12 protein-coding genes are annotated in these 17,874 nt (G+C 65.8%); 5 read left to right on the top strand and 7 right to left on the bottom strand.

The features are described 5' to 3' along the window. The 4 genes from AB4Y31_RS14030 to dnaE all read right to left on the bottom strand — a co-directional run bounded on the left by AB4Y31_RS14030 (position 1) and on the right by dnaE (position 7,142). Entirely contained in the window at positions 1-924 is a 924-nt protein-coding gene (locus AB4Y31_RS14030; protein WP_368674389.1) for a glycosyltransferase family 2 protein, read from the bottom strand. After that, on the bottom strand, positions 909-2,222 hold the full coding sequence (locus AB4Y31_RS14025) for an O-antigen ligase family protein (protein WP_368674388.1): 1,314 nt from the start codon (positions 2,220-2,222) through the stop codon (positions 909-911). The genes AB4Y31_RS14030 and AB4Y31_RS14025 overlap by 16 nt, the downstream gene beginning before the upstream one ends. A gap of 205 nt (positions 2,223-2,427) precedes the next feature. Further along, positions 2,428-3,561 carry a glycosyltransferase family 9 protein gene (locus AB4Y31_RS14020; protein ID WP_368674387.1) on the bottom strand — a complete coding sequence of 378 codons (1,134 nt, stop codon included), beginning with the start codon at positions 3,559-3,561 and terminating at the stop codon, positions 2,428-2,430. A gap of 32 nt (positions 3,562-3,593) precedes the next feature. Then, positions 3,594-7,142, bottom strand: a complete 3,549-nt coding sequence (gene dnaE / locus AB4Y31_RS14015) for a DNA polymerase III subunit alpha (protein WP_368674386.1) — start codon at positions 7,140-7,142, stop codon at positions 3,594-3,596. Positions 7,143-7,231: 89 nt separating this feature from the next. On the opposite strand from dnaE, the gene AB4Y31_RS14010 reads away from it, so the two are divergent. Both AB4Y31_RS14010 and gluQRS read left to right on the top strand, forming a co-directional pair. Then, positions 7,232-8,095 (top strand): sulfurtransferase, encoded by an 864-nt coding sequence (locus AB4Y31_RS14010; RefSeq protein WP_368674385.1) that lies wholly within the window; start codon positions 7,232-7,234, stop codon positions 8,093-8,095. A gap of 100 nt (positions 8,096-8,195) precedes the next feature. Further along, a complete protein-coding gene (gene gluQRS / locus AB4Y31_RS14005) occupies positions 8,196-9,092 on the top strand; it encodes a tRNA glutamyl-Q(34) synthetase GluQRS (protein WP_368674384.1) in 897 nt (298 codons plus the stop codon). Here gluQRS and AB4Y31_RS14000 read toward each other — a convergent pair. Beyond that, positions 9,073-10,089, bottom strand: a complete 1,017-nt coding sequence (locus AB4Y31_RS14000) for a 1-aminocyclopropane-1-carboxylate deaminase (protein WP_368674383.1) — start codon at positions 10,087-10,089, stop codon at positions 9,073-9,075. The two genes, gluQRS and AB4Y31_RS14000, sit on opposite strands and share 20 nt — an antisense overlap. A gap of 190 nt (positions 10,090-10,279) precedes the next feature. On the opposite strand from AB4Y31_RS14000, the gene AB4Y31_RS13995 reads away from it, so the two are divergent. Beyond that, positions 10,280-10,810 (top strand): Lrp/AsnC family transcriptional regulator, encoded by a 531-nt coding sequence (locus AB4Y31_RS13995; RefSeq protein WP_368674519.1) that lies wholly within the window; start codon positions 10,280-10,282, stop codon positions 10,808-10,810. A 24-nt stretch (positions 10,811-10,834) separates the two neighbouring features. On the opposite strand, the gene AB4Y31_RS13990 is transcribed toward AB4Y31_RS13995, so the two are convergent. Further along, positions 10,835-12,451 carry a DEAD/DEAH box helicase gene (locus AB4Y31_RS13990; protein WP_368674382.1) on the bottom strand — a complete coding sequence of 539 codons (1,617 nt, stop codon included), beginning with the start codon at positions 12,449-12,451 and terminating at the stop codon, positions 10,835-10,837. Positions 12,452-12,600: 149 nt separating this feature from the next. Further along, on the bottom strand, positions 12,601-13,836 hold the full coding sequence (purT, locus tag AB4Y31_RS13985) for a formate-dependent phosphoribosylglycinamide formyltransferase (protein WP_368674381.1): 1,236 nt from the start codon (positions 13,834-13,836) through the stop codon (positions 12,601-12,603). Positions 13,837-14,025: 189 nt separating this feature from the next. On the opposite strand from purT, the gene AB4Y31_RS13980 reads away from it, so the two are divergent. Together AB4Y31_RS13980 and AB4Y31_RS13975 are read left to right on the top strand one after the other, a co-directional pair. Beyond that, positions 14,026-14,619 carry an META domain-containing protein gene (locus tag AB4Y31_RS13980; protein WP_368674380.1) on the top strand — a complete coding sequence of 198 codons (594 nt, stop codon included), beginning with the start codon at positions 14,026-14,028 and terminating at the stop codon, positions 14,617-14,619. A 102-nt stretch (positions 14,620-14,721) separates the two neighbouring features. Beyond that, positions 14,722-17,832 (top strand): DNA translocase FtsK, encoded by a 3,111-nt coding sequence (locus AB4Y31_RS13975; protein WP_368674379.1) that lies wholly within the window; start codon positions 14,722-14,724, stop codon positions 17,830-17,832. Positions 17,833-17,874: the final 42 nt, after the last annotated feature.

The raw sequence follows: 17,874 nt of genomic DNA, 5'->3' as shown, positions 1-17,874 counted from the left end.
CTATTCGGTACCGACAGGTTGATCGGCCGCGCTGTCCATGACGATCTGCCGCGGCAAATCAGGCTCCCAAGCCTCGAGATCGCCCGTGGGGTAGCGACCGAACGCATAGACCGCCCGCTTCAGCCGCCGCTTGAGGCCCGGCCGCGGAACGTTCGGCAGCGACGCGGCATCGACGGACGCCGTCCTTCTAACATAGTCGCGCATGAAGTCCTGTTGCGAGATGCCCCACTTGAGGATGAACGTGCGCCCGCCTTTATTGCGGCGGACCCGGCGCGTGGTCGCGCAAGCGAAATGATAGACATGGCTCGACCCGACGATGCGAAAAACGCGGCAGCCGGCGAGCCAGATCTTCATGAGGAAATCGTCGTCGCTGCTCATGCCGGGGCCGAACTCGATACTGTAGCCGCCCACCATATGCCAGAGGCGCCGCTGAGTCAGCATCGGCTGCGACGCCACGCCGTTGCGATCCGCGAAACCGAGGCCCTTGGCGTAGCTCAACAATCCCGCCTCGTCGAAATTGTCGGGGCCCGTCCCAAAGTTGGCGACGCCGACGAGCTCATTGCCCGTATCGACGGGCTCGACGAGTCGCGCGGCGAGATAGACGGGGGTGTCGCCGAACGGACGTGCCGCCGCCTCCAGAGCAAGATCCCATCCGGGCAGACAATACATGTCGTCGTTCATGAACAGGATCCAATCGCGCGTGGCGAGCCGCGCGGCGTCGTTCATCGCGATGCAGACGCCGACGTTGCCGCGGCTCCATGTATGCCGCAGCCCTTGTGCGCGAACCCACTCGAGCGTTCCGTCCGTCCCCTCGTTGACGTGCACGATGATTTCGTGATCGAAGGCGGAGTGTCGTCTGATGCTCTCGATGCAGAGCTTCAGGTACGGCAGATTGTTCCACGTAGGGATCAGGATGCTGAACATGAGGATTGCGTGCCGCTGATGGACGGATTGGCGCCGCGCTCCGCTGCTGGCGCGAGCGCCGGCGAGGTCGCGATGCCCCCGAGGATGCCGATGACGGCAGCATAAAACGACGCCACCATCTTCAAATCGAAGGTCTCGACGCTGAGCCCGAATATCCAGAACGAGACGACGAACGTGAGACCCATGAGCGCTGCGCCGCGCACTTGACTGGTAGACGCTCTCAAGTACTTCCCGAACATCAGGCACGGAACGAGATGGAGCGCGATACCGGCGAGTCCGCCGATAAGACCGTAGTTGGCCGCGTAGAAGAGCATCTGGTTGTGCGTCTCGCCGCGGCCGAAAGCGGCCGCGAGCGGTGTCAGCCTGCCTGCGCTCGCGAGCGCATGCATACTGTCGGCAAAACCATTCGGACCGACGCCAAATACGAGATGCTCTCGCATCAGCATCAACGCGGCCTCGTAGAGTTGGAGCCGGACACCCGTCGACGTATCCTTGTAACCATGGGTGTATTGAACGAGGTCCGACCAGACGAGCAAGACGCGATCGCGCACGGCGGCGGAACTCGCGCCAACCACGACGATCGCCGCGAAGACGGCGAGCGGAATCAGCACGCGCCTTCCGGCGGACTTCTTCTTGCGCAGATAAACGATCAGCGCGATGGCCGGTATGGCAAGCCAGCCGCCTCGCGTTCCGGTGAGCGCGGACGCATAGAGCCCGGCGAGCAACCCGACGATCTTGACCAACCGCACGGGAACGGCGTCCTTTCTCCACCAATTCAGCGACAAAGCCGAGAGCGCGCCCAACACTAGCGCGATGTCACCGAAATGGATGGCGTCGAGAAACGGGCCGGCCAGCCGATCGTCTTCCGCGCGCTGCGTAATGAGCAGCACCAGGCATCCTGCGATAGCACCTATCGCGAACGAAAGATCGCTCCAACGTAGTATCTTGGCCGGCACGCGCCGCATGGCAAGCAGGATCGGCACGGCGGCCACGAAGCGCGAAGGCGCGTCGAGCAGGCTGAAAACGAGATTGCCGTACCAGAGCTCGCTGATCAACGTCGCGGCCAGCGGACTCGCCAGCGCCACGCATGTGGCAATCGTTATCCGATCGACACCCGGCGTTTGCGAGTCGTCCGGTAGCGCGAGCGCAATGAGCGAGACGAAAGTCGCCGCGAGCTGAAGCGCGCTCGCGCCGCCATGAACAACGAGCGTCACCGTCGGATAAGAAAGCAGAAACAAGGCTGCGGCAGCGTTGCTCGGGCGCGCAATCCATGCAGGGCTGATGGTCGAACGGTTCATGTCGAAGGACTTCGGCGCGCGCCGCGCGGACGCACGCAAAATCTGATTGGGAGATGCACCAGGCAGCAAAGCTCGCGCGAAGCGACGCGCGACAGCGAACTGGAGCAGACCGTGCGCATCGCGTCAGGTCCGTGCCCTGCCTGTCAGTGAAGACCCGCTAGTATACATGGCGGCTACTGTGCGGTGATCTCTCTGGTCAGACGGATCACCGCGCCTGCACTGCATCGGCGGATAGGCTCGCCGTCACTCCCAACTGCCGCAGGACGGCATCCCCGATGGCATCCGGCGGCACTTCGCTCGCACCCCCCGGGCTTTGAAGGCCGACTGAGTGGCAGCGCCGGGTAAGGAAGAAACGCATCGGCTCACGATGCGAAAAGATCGTGACGCTTGGCGTCTCGGTGGAATGCGCGACATGCATCAGACCGCCGTCGCAGCCGACGAACAAGCGGCAGCCTGCGATGATCTCGCGTGCCTCGAGCAACGAAAGGCGTGCGACGTGCGATACCACCTCGAGGCGACGAAACGTCTTCCGCATGATTTCGTCGGCCATCTGCAGGCCGTTGTCCGATCCCAGCAGCACGATCTGCCGCGGAACGCGATCGTCGTCCATCGCGTCGAGCATGGCAAGCAAGGATGGCCAGTGGCGATAGGACCGATTCTGATCGATCCCGCCGACGGAAAGCGCCATGGCCGTACGTTCGGGCCGCTTGCCGCTGACGGCACGCCGCGTCGCGTCGTTGCATTGAAGATAAGGCTTGGCGATCTGGATGAGCGCCTCGTCGCGGAGCCCGATACCGAATACATCGTTGACGGCCGCGAAACTGAACAATGTCTGGTTGCGCGACGGCCCATGGAAGTACTGAAACAGGCACGCAAACGGCGTCTTCCTGAAGTGCCGCTTTTTGAGTTCGATCGACGGATAGTTGAACTCGTTCAATACGACGGCGTCGTATCGCCGGCCTTCCAGCGCATCGACGTGCGAGTAAACGTTCTCGAAGATGTCGTCCTCGCAAAACAACGGATGCAGCTTCGGAAGCGTGAGAAGGTCGACGCTGAAATCCGCGCCCGGCAGCAATGCGCGGCCGGACATTTCCATGATCGCGTCGCCGAAGTTGGCCTTACCCGTGTAGAGCCAAAGCACGCGCATTCCTTTCGCGATTTGCCGGATTTCGCGCTTCGACTGGCCACCCAGTCGCAGCGCCAGGTCGCGATGGAGGTACTTCTTCATGAGCTTCAACCGAGACTGTGTCCTCAGGAAGCTCTCGGGGTCGTGCGGAACAAGCGGGTACGGGATTTTCGTCAGTTTTTCGACGCAGTTGTCGATATAGCCGGTCATCATTTCTTGTGGTCTTGTAGGGACTGGACGGTCCTTCAATAAACGATTTCAGCGGCGCTGCCCGCGAAGGTGTTGCGCAGCTCGGCGAGCAGTTCGTCGCTCGGCCGCACACGCCATGCGTCCCCGAGGCGCAACTCGCCTTGCGCCCGCTCGTTGCTGTAGACGATCTGTACCGTGAGTCCGTTCCGAACCGGCGCGTGCGCACGCTGACGCCCATTCTCGGCACCGCGCCCATTGGTGCGCGCCGCTCCGTTCACGGACGCAGCGCTCGCCGCCTCCGGCTCCTGCGCGGGCGCGCAGTAGAGCTCGAGGACACGCCTGAGCGCCGCGGCATCGGCATTGCCGTTCATGCTGATCTTGACGCCTTGCGCATAGCGGTTACGCGCGCGCTCGAGATCCATCACCGAATCGGCCGTGAAGCGAATGCCGCCCGTGAATGCGTCGTTGCGCGCCTGTCCTTGCACGACGATGAGCTCGTCTTCCCTGAAGAGCGTTCGATTGGCTTCGTACTGCTCGTTGAATACGGTGACCTCGCATTGGCTCGTCGCGTCGTCGATGAGCGCGATCAGCATCTTTCCACGCTGCGTCATCTGCGTGCGCAACGAAACGATGATGCCGGCCACGAGCTTGTCGCGCCCCTCTTTCAGGTCGGCAAGCTTGAGGCGGACGAAGCGTCGCACCTCGTCCTTGTAAGCGTCGAAAAGATGGCCCGAAAGATAGAAGCCGAGCGCGGTCTTTTCCTCTTGCAGCTTGCGCTTTTCGGGCCACGCCGGCTCGTCGACGAGTTCGTGCACGTCCTCGGCCGCGTCTCCCATGTCGAAGAGACCCGCCTGCATCGCGTTGGCGCTCGCCTGATCCGCCGCCTCCATCGCGAGCGGCACCGAGGCGATCAGCTGCGCGCGATTCGGATGGAGCTCGTCGAAGGCGCCCGCGCGAATGAGCGCCTCGACGGTGCGGCGATTGACGACGCGCCGGTCGATGCGTGCGCAAAAATCGAAGAGGTTCGTGAACGGGCCCGCCTCGCGCGCGCGCAGGATTTCTTCGATCGCGTTCTGCCCGCTGCCCTTCACGGCGCCGAGGCCGTAGCGGATCGTGCGCGAACGCTTGCCGTCCGCCTCGGCCACAGGCTCGAAGCGATACGCGGACCGGTTGATGTCGGGCGGCAGCACGGCCATGCCGTTGGTCTTGCAGTCCTCGTAAAGGATCTTGACCTTATCCGTGTCGTCCATCGCCAAGCTCATGTTGGCAGCCATGAACTCGGCCGGGTGGTGCGCTTTCAGCCACGCCGTGTAGTAAGCAAGCAGCGCGTACGCCGCCGCGTGCGACTTGTTGAAGCCGTAGCCCGCGAACTTCTCCATCAAGTCGAAGATTTCGTCGGCCTTCTCGGCCGTGAGGCCGTTCTTCGCCGCGCCTTCGCGGAAGAGCTCGCGGTGCTTGGCCATCTCCTCGGGCTTCTTCTTGCCCATCGCCCGGCGCAAGAGATCCGCGCCGCCGAGCGAGTAGCCGCCGATGATCTGAGCCATCTGCATCACCTGCTCCTGATAGACCATGATGCCGTAGGTCTCTTTCAGGACAGGCTCGACGCGCGGATCCGGGTACTCGACGCTCTCGCGCCCGTGCTTACGCGCGCAGAAGCTCGGGATCAGGTCCATCGGTCCCGGGCGGTAAAGCGCGACGAGCGCGATGATGTCCTCGAAGCGGTCGGGCTGCGCGTCCTTCAACATTCCCTGCATGCCGCGGCTTTCCAGCTGGAAGACGGCGACCGTGTTGGCCTTCTTCAGGATCGAGAACGCGGCGGGATCGTCGAGCGGCACCTGCGCGAGCGACCAGTCGGCCTTCGAAGCATCGAGGCCGCGAATGTAGCGCTCGGCCCAATCGAGAATCGTGAGCGTCGTCAGCCCGAGAAAGTCGAACTTCACGAGGCCGACCGCTTCGACGTCGTCCTTGTCGTACTGGCTCACGACGCCGCCATCGTCGCCTTGCGTGTAGAGCGGGCAGAAGTCGGTCAGCTTGCCGGGCGCGATCAGCACGCCGCCCGCGTGCATGCCGACGTTGCGCGTCAAGCCCTCGACTCGCTGCGCGAGATCGAGCAACTGCCGCACTTCGTCTTCGTTCTCGTAGCGCTCCTTGAGAAGCGGCTCCTCCTCCATCGCGTCGGCGATCGTCACGTGCTTGCCGGGCTTGAACGGGATCAGCTTCGCGACACCGTCGGTAAAGTTGTAGCCGAGATCGAGCACACGCCCGATATCGCGCACAGCCGCCTTGGCCGCCATCGTGCCGAACGTCGCGATCTGCGAGACAGCGTCCGCGCCGTACTTGCCCTTCACGTACTGGATCACGCGATCGCGACCTTCCTGGCAGAAGTCGATGTCGAAGTCGGGCATCGACACGCGCTCCGGGTTCAGGAAGCGCTCGAACAGCAGGTTGTAGCGCAACGGATCGAGATCCGTGATGCCGAGCGCGTACGCGACCAGGGAGCCGGCGCCCGAGCCGCGGCCCGGCCCCACGGGCACGCCGTTGTTCTTCGCCCAGTTGATGAAGTCGGCCACGATCAGGAAGTAGCCGGGAAAGCCCATCTTGATGATCGTGCCGCACTCGAATTCGAGACGCTTGTAGTACTTTTCGCGCTCGGCATCGCGCTCGGCCTCGTCCGGATAGAGCTCGACGAGACGCCGCTCGAGACCTTCCTTCGAAAGATGCACGAGGTAGTCGTCGAGCGACAGGCCGTCGGGCGTCGGAAAAAGCGGCAGCTTCGGCTTGCCGAGCTCGAGCGTCAGGTTGCAGCGTTTCGCGATTTCGACCGTGTTCGCGACGGCGGACGGTATGTCGGCAAAAAGCGCAGCCATCTCGTCTTGCGTGGCGAAACGCTGCTCGGTCGAAAAGCGCTTCTGCCGACGCGGATTCGCGAGGATGTCCCCCTCGGAGATGCAGACGCGCGCCTCGTGCGCGGTGAAGTCGTCGGCCGTCATGAACTGGACCGGATGCGTCGCGACGACGGGCAACTCGAGCGCCGCCGCGAGCGCGACGGCCTCCTGCACGTACGCTTCGCCACCCGGCTGCCCGCAGCGTTGCAGCTCGATGTAAAACGCGTTCGGAAAACGCTCGGCCCAGCGTATCGCGTGACGCTTGGCGCTTTCCTTGTTACCCGCAGCGAGCGCGAGGCCGATGTCGCCTTGCTGGGCCCCCGAGAGCGCGATGAGCCCCTCCGCGAGCGGCCCGTCGAGCCATTGCGCGTCGATCTCGGCGCGGCCGCGATATTGATTCGTGAGCCAGGCCTTCGTCAGCAGCTCACAGAGATTGAGGTAGCCGCGACGGTCCTTGACGAGCAGCAAAAGACGCGACGGCTTGTCGCGATCGTCGGGGTTCGCCAGCCAGACGTCGCATCCGGCAATCGGCTTCACGCCTTTGCCGCGGGCCTCTTTGTAAAAGCGCACGAGGCCGAACGCATTCGCGAGGTCGGTCAACGCGAGCGCGCCCTGGCCGTCCTCGGCCGCGGCCTTGACGACGTCGTCGAGGCGCACCATGCCGTCGGCGATCGAGAATTCGGAGTGGATGCGGAGATGGACGAAGCGGGGATCTGACATGGGCGGTATTGTACATCCCGGGTCAGCAGCATCTGCCGGGCTGCCCGGGCCATTTGCGGGATAATACGGGTTTCGTCCGCACCATCGACATGAGCATCGTCAATCTCGCCGCCTACCGGTTCGTCACGCTTGACGCGATCCGCGCATGGCGCCCCCTCGTCGCCGAGCGCTGCGCCGCGCTCGCGTTGCGCGGCACGATCCTGCTCGCGCCCGAAGGCATCAACCTCTTCGTCGCCGGCAGCCGCGAGGCCGCCGACGCATTCATCGACTACCTCCGCCACGATCCGCTCTTCGAAGGCAAATTCGCGGCGCTGCAGTTCAAGGAAAGCCTGTCGCCGACGCAGCCGTTTCGGCGAATGCTCGTCAAGCTGAAGCGCGAAATCATCACGATGAAAAAGCCGGCGATCCGGCCTGAGCTCGGCCGCGCGCCGTCCGTCGACGCCCCCACGCTGAAGCGCTGGCTCGACAGCGGCCGCGACGATGCGGGGCGCCCCGTCGTCATGCTCGATACGCGCAATGCGTTCGAAGTCGATGTCGGCACGTTCCAGAACGCCGTCGACTATCGGATTACGAAATTCAGCGAGTTTCCGCAGGCGATCGAGGCGCACCGCGCCGAGCTCGCCGGTAAGACCATCGTGTCGTTCTGCACGGGCGGGATCCGCTGCGAAAAGGCCGCGATCCACATGAAAGAGGTCGGCCTCGACCATGTCTATCAGCTCGAGGGCGGCATCCTGAAGTACTTCGAAGAAGTCGGCGGCGCCCACTATCAGGGCGAATGCTTCGTCTTCGACTACCGCACGGCGCTCAACCCGCGACTCGAGCCGACCGAGACGCTGCAGTGCTTCGGCTGCCGCGCCGTGGTCACGCCCGACGCGCAGCGCTCGCCGCTCTATATGCCAGGCAAGACATGTCCCGCGTGTCACCCGGACCGGGAGCGCGCGCAGGCCGCGTAAGCATGGCCGCGACACACGCCAACGCTCGCAAAGCAGCGCTTCCATGCGCTGACAAGAGGCCGTTAGTGCACGCATTTGCCGCCCCCGCGGAACCCGGTCCATGAGCGCCCCCTACCGCGGCCGCTTCGCCCCTTCGCCGACGGGCCCTTTGCACTTTGGCTCGCTCGTCGGCGCGTTGGCAAGCTACCTGGATGCGCGCGCACATGGCGGTACTTGGCTCGTTCGGATCGAAGATATCGACGGACCGCGCACGGTGCCCGGCGCCGACGAACGGATCCTCACCACGCTCGAGCGCTTCGGCATGCACCCCGACGAGCCCCCCGTCTGGCAAAGCGGGCGCACCGCGCTATACCAAGACGCGTTCGAGCGCCTCGAGGCGGCCGGTGTCGTCTATCCGTGCGGCTGCACGCGCAAGGAAATCGCCGACTCGCTCGCCAATGCGCACGCGCGCCATACGACGCTCGCCTACCCCGGCACGTGCCGCCAAGGCCTCAGCGGCAAGCCCGCGCGTGCGTGGCGCCTGCGCGTGCCCGACGGCGCCGATGCGATCGTCACGTTCAGCGACAGATGGCAGGGCCCGCGCACGCAAAACCTTGCCACCGAGGTCGGCGACTTCGTCCTGAAGCGCGCCGACGGCCAATGGGCCTATCAGCTCGCGGTGGTCGTCGACGATGCCGACCAAGGCATCACGGATGTCGTACGCGGCGCCGATCTCATCGATTCGACAGCGCGTCAAATCTACCTGCAGCGCTGTCTCGGCCTGCCGACGCCCGCTTATTTGCACGTGCCCGTCGTCGTGGACGCGCACGGCGACAAGCTCAGCAAGCAGACGGGCGCGGCCGAGCTCGACCCGAGCCGGCCGCTGCCAGCGCTGCAAGCGGCCGCGCGCCATCTCGGGCTCGCGACGACGGCCGTGGCATCGAGCGTGACACTCGAGACCTTCTACGCCGAAGCCACCGCCGCCTGGGCGGCGCGTTTCAGCCGTTGCGGAAGATGAAGCTGTAAGCGGAAAGCGCCGGCGCGCCGCCGAGATGAGCGTAGAGCACGTTCGAGCCGGCCGGGAATTCGCCGAGACGGACCTTGTCAATCATGCCGTGCATCGACTTCCCTTCGTAGACGGGATCGGTCAGCATGCCCTCGAGCCGCGCGGTGAGCCGGATCGCCTCGAGCGTCCCGTCGTTCGGCAGCCCATATTCGGGGCCGCCATAGCGCGTGTCGAGCACGACGTCGTCATCGACGATCGGGCGCCCCAGATCGACGAGCTCGGCCGTATGCGTCGCGATGCGCAGAATCTGCGCGCGCGTGGCGTCGGGCTTTGCCGATGCGTCGATACCGATGACCCGGTCCGCGCGTCCGTCCGCCGCAAAGCCGACGATCATCCCCGCCTGCGTGCTGCCCGTCACCGAGCAGACGACGATGTAATCGAACTTGACGCCAAGCTCGGCCTCCTGCTGTCGCACTTCCTCGGCGAAGCCGACGAAGCCGAGACCGCCGAGCCGGTGCTCGGAGCAGCCGGCCGGAATCGCATAGGGTTTGCCGCCGGCCTCACGCACGCTCGCGAGTGCGTCCTCCCAGCTTTTGCGAATGCCGATATCGAACCCGTCCGGCACGAGACGCACGTCGGCGCCCATGATGCGCGAGAGCTCGATATTGCCGACACGGTCATAGACGGCATCGGAATAGTTGACCCAATTTTCCTGGACGAGCACGCACTTCATGCCCAGATGCGCGGCGACTGCCGCCACCTGACGCGTCTGATTCGACTGGATGCCGCCGATCGAGACGAGCGTGTCGCAACCTTGCTCGAGCGCATCGGGCACGAGGTATTCGAGCTTGCGCGTCTTGTTGCCGCCGAACGCGAGGCCGCTGTTGCAGTCCTCGCGCTTGGCCCAGAGATTGACCTTGCCGCCGAGGTGCGCCGAGAGGCGCTTGAGCGGCTGAATCGGCGTCGGGCCGAACGTCAGGGGATAGCGGGAAAACCGTTGCAGATTCATGGCGAGGCTCCAATCGTCGATGTGAGAAAGCGGCGCGACGGCGGCCGCTCGATCGAAGCGGATCCCGTGTCGTGCGACGAGAAAATGATAGGGAACCTTTGAAGAAATGAGGTTGCGAAATAAACGACCGTGGCGTACGTTTGCTGACTACGCGAGCCTCGTCGCATAACGAAGTTTTCCCTTGTCGTCCATGTGCGCAACAAAATTACGTCATCGTCCCGCCACGGCCCAACAGTCGGCGCCGCTGTCGCCGATGCCGCCCGTTCAACTGGATCGCATCGATCGCGCGATCCTCAAGCATTTGCAGCACGACGCCTCGATCTCCAACGTCGCCCTGGCCGCGAAGGTGAAGTTGAGCCCCCCCGCGTGCCTGCGGCGCGTTGAGCGATTGAAGGAGTCAGGTCTGATACGCGGAGTCGTCGCGCTGCTGGAGCCGAAAGCGATCGGCGCGGGCATGCTCGTCGTGATCGGCATTGTGCTCGATCGGTCGACACCGGAAACTTTCGCGGAATTCGAGAAGGCCGCCCGCAACATCTCCGGCTGCATGGAGTGCCATGTGGTGACGGGCGAGTTCGACTACTTCATGCTCGTGCGCACGCGCGACAGCGACAGCTTCAATCGGCTGCACGCCGAGCAGTTGCTCTATCTGCCCGGCGTGCGGCAGATACGGAGCTTCATGGTGCTGAAAGAGATCTTGTCGACGACGGAATTTCCGCTCTGACGCGGCCGAGGAGTGCCGCTCGGCTCAAGACGACGTATTGCGGCGGGACATGCCGAAGCCGCCGAGCAGTGCGGCGAGCGGCTGTTTCTGTGCCGACTTGGCCACCGGCTCGGGCTTCTCCGGCTCCTCGCCCTTGCTCGCCGACGGCGACGGCTCGTAGGGCTTGTAGAAGAAGTCGTCGACAGGCGCGTGCCGGTGCACCGTGCGCTCATAGGCGGGCGCACCGCGGCGGCGCCCGGAACGCTCGTCGCGTTCGCGGCGGCCATGCTCGTCGCGGTGATGCCGGACGGGCGAGTCTACCTGCAGCGGCCGGATCTCGAGCGGGCGCTTGATCAGCTTTTCGATATCGGCCAGTTGTTTGCGCTCGTTCGGGCTGCAAAGCGAAAGCGCGTCGCCCGATGCGCCGGCACGGCCCGTGCGGCCGATCCGGTGCACATAGTCTTCGGCGTTGAACGGCAAGTCGAAGTTGATGACGGCCGGCAACTCGACGATGTCGAGGCCGCGTGCGGCGACGTCGGTGGCGACGAGCGCCTCGATTTCGCCGCGCTTGAACGCGTCGAGCGCCTGCATCCGCTCGAGTTGCGACTTATCGCCATGAATCGCCGACGCCACGACTCCGTCACGCTCGAGTTGGCGCGCAAGGCGCCCTGCGCCAATCTTGCTGTTGCAAAAGACGATGACCTGCTTCAGGCCGCGCTCGCGAATCAACTGGACGACGGCGCCCTGCTTGTCGCCCTCGGCAACCTCAAAGACGATTTGCGTGACGTTGGCCGCCGTCGAGTTGCTGCGCGCCACCTCGATCGTCTGCGGGTTGCGCAGATAAGTCGCGGCGAGCTTCTTGATCTCGGGCGAGAAAGTCGCCGAAAAGAGCAGCGTTTGGCGCTCCTTCGGCAGCAGGTTGAGGATGCGCTGCAAGTCCGGAAGGAAGCCCATGTCGAGCATGCGATCCGCCTCGTCGAGCACGAGCATCTGAACCTGACCGAGATTCGTCGTCTTCTGCTGGACATGATCGAGCAGGCGTCCAGGCGTCGCGATCAGAATTTCGACGCCACGCCGCAGCTCCGCTTCTTGCGGTCCCATGTCGACGCCGCCGAAAACCACGGCGCTGCGCAGCGCCGTGTGCTTCGCGTACGCCTCGACGTTCGCGGCCACCTGGTCGGCCAGCTCGCGCGTCGGCGTGAGGATCAGCGCGCGCACGGGATGGCGCGCGGGCGAAGCGCTCGTGCTCGCGAGCGGCAAGAGCCGCTGAATGATCGGCAGCGAAAAGCTGGCCGTCTTGCCGGTGCCGGTCTGCGCGGCGCCCATGACGTCGCGGCCCGAAAGCACGACCGGGATCGCCTGCGCCTGGATTGGCGTCGGCGTCGTATAGCCTTGCTCGGCAATGGCCTTCAGGATGTCAGGGCCGAGGCCGAATTGGTCGAAATTGGCGATGATCGTAGGGGCTGACTGGGGCTTCGCAGCGGGATCGGACATAGTGGCGTTCGCTAAAAATGCGCCGTCGACGGCGCCGCGTCGTTCGCGCGCGGCCTTAAGCCGACGGAGGCGGCCAGCCTTGCGCGGCAGGGCAAGCTCGCGGTTGTCGCCAGCGAGGACCGCCCCTGACGCCGTGCGCTTGCGCACGCGCGCATCGCCGCACCGCAAAGCGTCATGTGACGCCGAGTGCGAGCGGCCGGCTCGGGCCAGTGGCGGAAGTCGACGAAACGCGCCACCGGAAAGGCCGGTATTGTAGCACCGCGCTGTTGCACGGACTGTGACAGTTCCTGGCTCCCCGATCCTGGCGCGACGACGCGCTATCGAGACACGTCGGCGCTTCGGGCAGCCGACACCGGCCGCACCACCGCCGCGGCCGCCTTCGCTCGCCGCCTTGCTTCGTCGATGTCGGCCCCCGTTGCGACCGCCACGCCCATGCGGCGCTTCTTGAAACTCTCGGGCTTGCCGAAGAGCCGCACGTCGGCGCCGGGCACGGCGAGCGCCTCGCGCACGCCCTCGAACGCGATGCCGGACTCCTCCAACCCGCCGTAGATCACGGCGGAAGCACCGGGCGCGGCGAGCGACGGATCGACGGGCAAGCCGAGAATGGCACGCGCGTGCAGCTCGAACTCCGAGAGGCGCTGCGAGCGGAGCGTCACGAGCCCCGTGTCGTGCGGACGCGGGCTCACTTCCGAGAACCAGACCTCGTCGCCGCGCACGAACAGCTCGACGCCGAACACGCCGCGGCCGCCCAACGCCTCCGTGACTTTGCGCGCGATGTCGCGCGAGCGCGCGAGCGCGACGGCCGACATCGGCTGCGGCTGCCACGACTCGACGTAATCGCCGGCCACCTGCAAGTGGCCGATCGGCTCGCAAAAGTACGTTTCGATGCTACCGGTCGTCGGCTCGACCGCGCGCACCGTCAGCTGCGTGATCTCGTAATCGAATTGGACGAAGCCTTCGACAATGACTCGGCCCACGTTGACGCGCGCCCCGGCCGTGGCGTACTGCCACGCCGGATCGATATCGGCCGCGCTCTTCAACACCGATTGGCCCTTGCCCGACGACGACATCACGGGCTTGACGACGCACGGGTAGCCGATCCGATCGATGGCCGCCTTCAGCTCGTCGAGCGAATCCGCGAACGCGTAGGGCGACGTCGGCAAACCGAGCGTTTCCGCCGCGAGGCGCCGGATGCCCTCGCGATTCATCGTCAGTTGCGTCGCGCGCGCGGTCGGGATGACTTCGGCGAGCCCAGCCGCTTCGATTTCGGCGAGCGCGTCGGTCGCGATCGCTTCGATCTCGGGCACGATGAGGTGCGGCTTCTCCGCGCGTACGAGCTCGGCGAGGGCGGCCGCGTCCGTCATGTCGATCACATGCGAGCGATGCGCGACCTGATGGCCCGGCGCATTCGGATAACGATCGACGGCAATCGTTTCAACGCCGAGCCGCTGCAGCGCGATGATGACTTCCTTGCCGAGCTCGCCCGCGCCAAGCAGCATGACGCGCGTGGCGGAGGCGGAAAGCGGCGTACCGATTCGTTGACCGATCTGCATGACGGATATCCGTTCGAGAAGAGGAGCTCGATGAAGCCGCGATGCTAGCATGCGGCGCCGCGCGTTTCATCGCGTTGCCTGGGATGCCGTTTACGCCGCGCGCAAGCTGCTGCCCGCGCTCGCTTACGCCTCGCGGGCCGAGTACGCTACCGTTACGCCTTTCGAGCGATAGAAGAAAGGAACGAACCCATGTCGAAACCGTCCATCGCGCGGCGGCGCGCAGCTTCGCGCGTCCGTCCGTCGCCGCGCCGCGCCGGCGCGCTGGCTGCCGCGCCGCTCGTCGCGGTGTGCGCGATGCTCGCGGCCTGCGCGTTGCCGACGCATCCCGAGTCGGCCGCGCCGCCGAGCGACCCGTTCAATCCCGCGGCCACGCAGCTGCTCGACGACACCTCGTGGACGCTCGCGAGCTGGCAGACGGCCGGCGGTGCGACGCGCCAGATCGCCGGCGCCGGCGCCGAGGGCACGAAGGACGCGACGGGCGGCGACCGGGAAGCCGCGCCCACCCTCGTGTTGTCGACGGCGACCGGCGAGCGCCGTGCAAGCGGCTTCGCAGGCTGCAACCGCTTCAGCGGGCCCTATGCACTCAAGAGCGGTAAGCTCGCGTTGGGGCCGCTTGCCACGACGCGGATGGCCTGCTCCGGATCGCGCGGCGAACTCGAACATGCCTACCTCGACGCGCTCGCCCATATCGCGAAAACAGGCGTGCAATGGCGCACGCCGCATCGGCTCGAACTCGTCACGGAAGACGGCGCCACGCTCAGTTTCGACGCCGCGACCCGGTAGGCGCCATGCGATGCGCGCAACATCGAAGCCGCACGGCGCCCCAAAAGGTTAAACTCGCCGCGTTGCGCGAAGCGCAGCTTTCTGCCTTTCTTTCCCATTAGCATGCATACGGTTGTTTCCGGCTGGTTCGGCGTCTCCGCCGTCTGGTTCGTTCCTCTCGCGTGGCGCCTCGCGAAGGCGCTCCTGCCTGGCGGCAGCGGCCTCGGCGGTCCTGGGACGATCCGCCTTTGGTTCGGCTTTGCCTGCGTGCTCGCGGCGAGCAGCACGCTCGAGGCCGCGCTCGCGCCTGCCTCCGGCAGCGCGCTTGGCCACGCATTCGTCGCCGCCGCGGACCACGCGTTCGGCGCGGCCGGCCGCCTCGTCGCTCCGGTCGGCGCGCTCCCGCTCTTGATCGCCGGCCTGCCGTGGCTAATTGGATTCAGCTGGCGTCATGCACTCGGCGCCGCCGACCGCGCGTTCGGGCTCGGACTCGGTTTGGCCTCGTCGCGCGATCAGGCCGCAAATGTCGCGACGCGATCGAACAGCCGGCAGGAGCGAGTCGCCGCGCGCGGAGGGGACGCGCACCCGAGCAGCACCGGAACGGCGCGCGTCTCGACGGTCAGCATGTCGGCCGTCAATACGGTGAACACGATGGCGCCGAAATCGGGGGGACGCTACGCTCGCCCCACCGTCTGGCAACCGCCGTCGGTATCGCGCGGGGCCTCGGGCGCCGCGACGATGAAAACTCAGAGCGGTCCACGCGCGGACAGTACGATCATCGGTACGCGCCGCCAGGCGGAACCTCGCCGGCCCGCGTCGCCGCAGCAGTCTGCCGCGCGCTCGAGCGCCGCGCGGCCTGCTCCGCCTGCCGCAGCGCCTGAAACGACGCGTGCAACTGGCGCGCCGCACCGGCGCCCAACGCAGCATCCCCATACCGCCCTGTCGTTCGCGGAAACCACTGCGGCACCGCCCCCGCGACCGTACGCGACGACGCGCCGGCCAACCGTTTCGCCGGCCGCGGAGAGCGAGCGCCCCCAGCCGGAACCGGATCGACCAGGCAGCGCTCTTCCGGCGCAAAGCGTCGAAGAAACATTGCGTGCGATCGAAGCAAACACAGCTCAGTGGACCGCGCTTGCGGGAATCGGCCTTGCGCGCCGCGGCGCGTCGGCGCCGTCGATTGGGAGCAGCAACAGCACGGCTGACGAGCAGCCGACCGTGAGCGCTGAGGTGGAAACGGTTTTCTCGCTCTCGACGCACCGACACTCGCCGTCGTCGTTGCCCTCCCAACCAACCGCTTCTTGGCCTGCGCAAGGACAATCCCCGGAGCCAATCGATTCGCCTGTGGAAGCGCGATCCCCGGAGCCAATCGATTCGCCTGTGGAAGCGCGATCCTCAGAGCCAATCGATTCCACCGTGGAAGCGCGATCCCCAGAGCCGATTCCGTCCCCAGTGGCGCCGCAACCGTCCGAGCCGGCCGCGCTGCCCCCGCCTGTCGAACCGCCAGCGGAGCAACCGATCGGGCGCCAACCGTCCACTGTCCTGGCCGTGGCCCCATGGGACGAACCGCCGCCTGACGAGCCGACCGCATTCCTCCCGACACAGCCCCCAACCGGAGCAAACGACGCGGATGAGCCGGGCGCCGCCGCGCCGGGCGCCGCCGCGCCGGGCGTCGCCGCATCCCCCCAATCGCCCCCCGCGTCGATCCGCGGCCATGCCGCGACGGAGTTCGCGTTTCATGCGCCGGCGGCCGCTGCCGTCGAGCTGCCGTCGATCGACCTGCTCGTGCAGGCGTCGTCCGATGCCGAACCGATCCCGGCCGAGCAACTGGCGCAAACGAGCCAGCTGATCGAGCAGCGCCTGCAGGAATTCAAGGTGCCCGTGACGGTGGTCGGCGCGTCGGCCGGCCCCGTCATCACCCGCTTCGAGGTCGAGCCCGCGCTCGGCGTTCGAGGCAGCCAGATCGTCGGCCTGATGAAGGACCTTTCGCGTGGCCTCGGCCTCACGTCGATCCGCGTTGTGGAAACGATTCCGGGCAAGACGTGCATGGGGCTCGAGTTGCCGAACGCGAAACGTCAGACGATCCGGCTCTCGGAGATCCTCGCGGCGGACGCCTACCGCCATTCCGCATCGAACCTTACGATCGCGATGGGCAAGGACATCACGGGGCATCCCGTGGTGACCGATCTCGCCAAAGCGCCGCACATGCTCGTGGCGGGCACGACAGGCTCCGGCAAGTCCGTGGCCATCAACGCGATGATTCTGTCGCTGCTCTTCAAAGCGACACCCGAGGACGTGCGCCTCATCATGATCGATCCGAAGATGCTCGAGCTCTCCGTCTACGAGGGCATCCCGCATCTGCTCGCGCCCGTCGTCACCGACATGAAGCTCGCCGCCAACGCGCTGAACTGGTGCGTGGGCGAGATGGAGAAGCGCTATCGGCTGATGTCGGCTGTCGGCGTCCGCAATCTTGCCGGATTCAACCAGAAAATCCGCGACGCCGAGGCCGCGGAAAAGAAGCTGACGAACCCGTTTTCACTGACGCCCGACGCACCGGAACCGCTTTCGACGCTGCCGCTCATCGTCGTCGTCATCGACGAGCTGGCGGACCTGATGATGGTCGCCGGCAAGAAGATCGAAGAGCTCATCGCGCGGCTCGCGCAAAAAGCGCGCGCTGCCGGCATCCATCTGATCCTCGCGACGCAGCGCCCGTCCGTCGATGTGATCACGGGGCTCATCAAGGCCAACATTCCGACACGCGTCGCGTTCCAGGTTTCATCGAAGATCGATTCGCGCACGATTCTCGATCAGATGGGCGCCGAATCGCTGCTCGGGCAGGGCGACATGCTGTTCCTGCCCCCCGGCACCGGCTACCCGCAGCGCGTGCACGGTGCGTTCGTCGCCGACGAGGAAGTGCATCGGATCGTCGAGCACTTGAAGCAGTTCGGCGAGCCGCAGTACGAGGAAGGGATTCTCGACGGCCCCGCCGCCGAGGGCGCGGCACAGGATCTCTTCGGCGACGCACCCGATGCCGAGGCCGATCCGCTTTACGACGAAGCGGTGGCGTTCGTCGTGCGCACGCGCCGCGCCTCGATCTCGGCCGTCCAGCGGCAGCTGCGCATCGGTTATAACCGCGCCGCGCGACTCGTCGAGCAAATGGAAGCGGCGGGACTCGTTTCGTCGATGAGCGTCAACGGCAGCCGTGAAGTCCTCGCCCCGCCCGGCCCCGATCAATAGCCATAGCATAGTCAAGGTAAAACGTGCTCGGCGATTGCAAGA

The sequence above is a fragment of the Trinickia sp. EG282A genome, assembly GCF_040965455.1.
Lineage (GTDB): Bacteria > Pseudomonadota > Gammaproteobacteria > Burkholderiales > Burkholderiaceae > Trinickia > Trinickia symbiotica.
The sequence above is the reverse complement of the archived record's forward strand: the minus strand, read 5'-3'. Positions and strand labels throughout refer to the sequence as shown.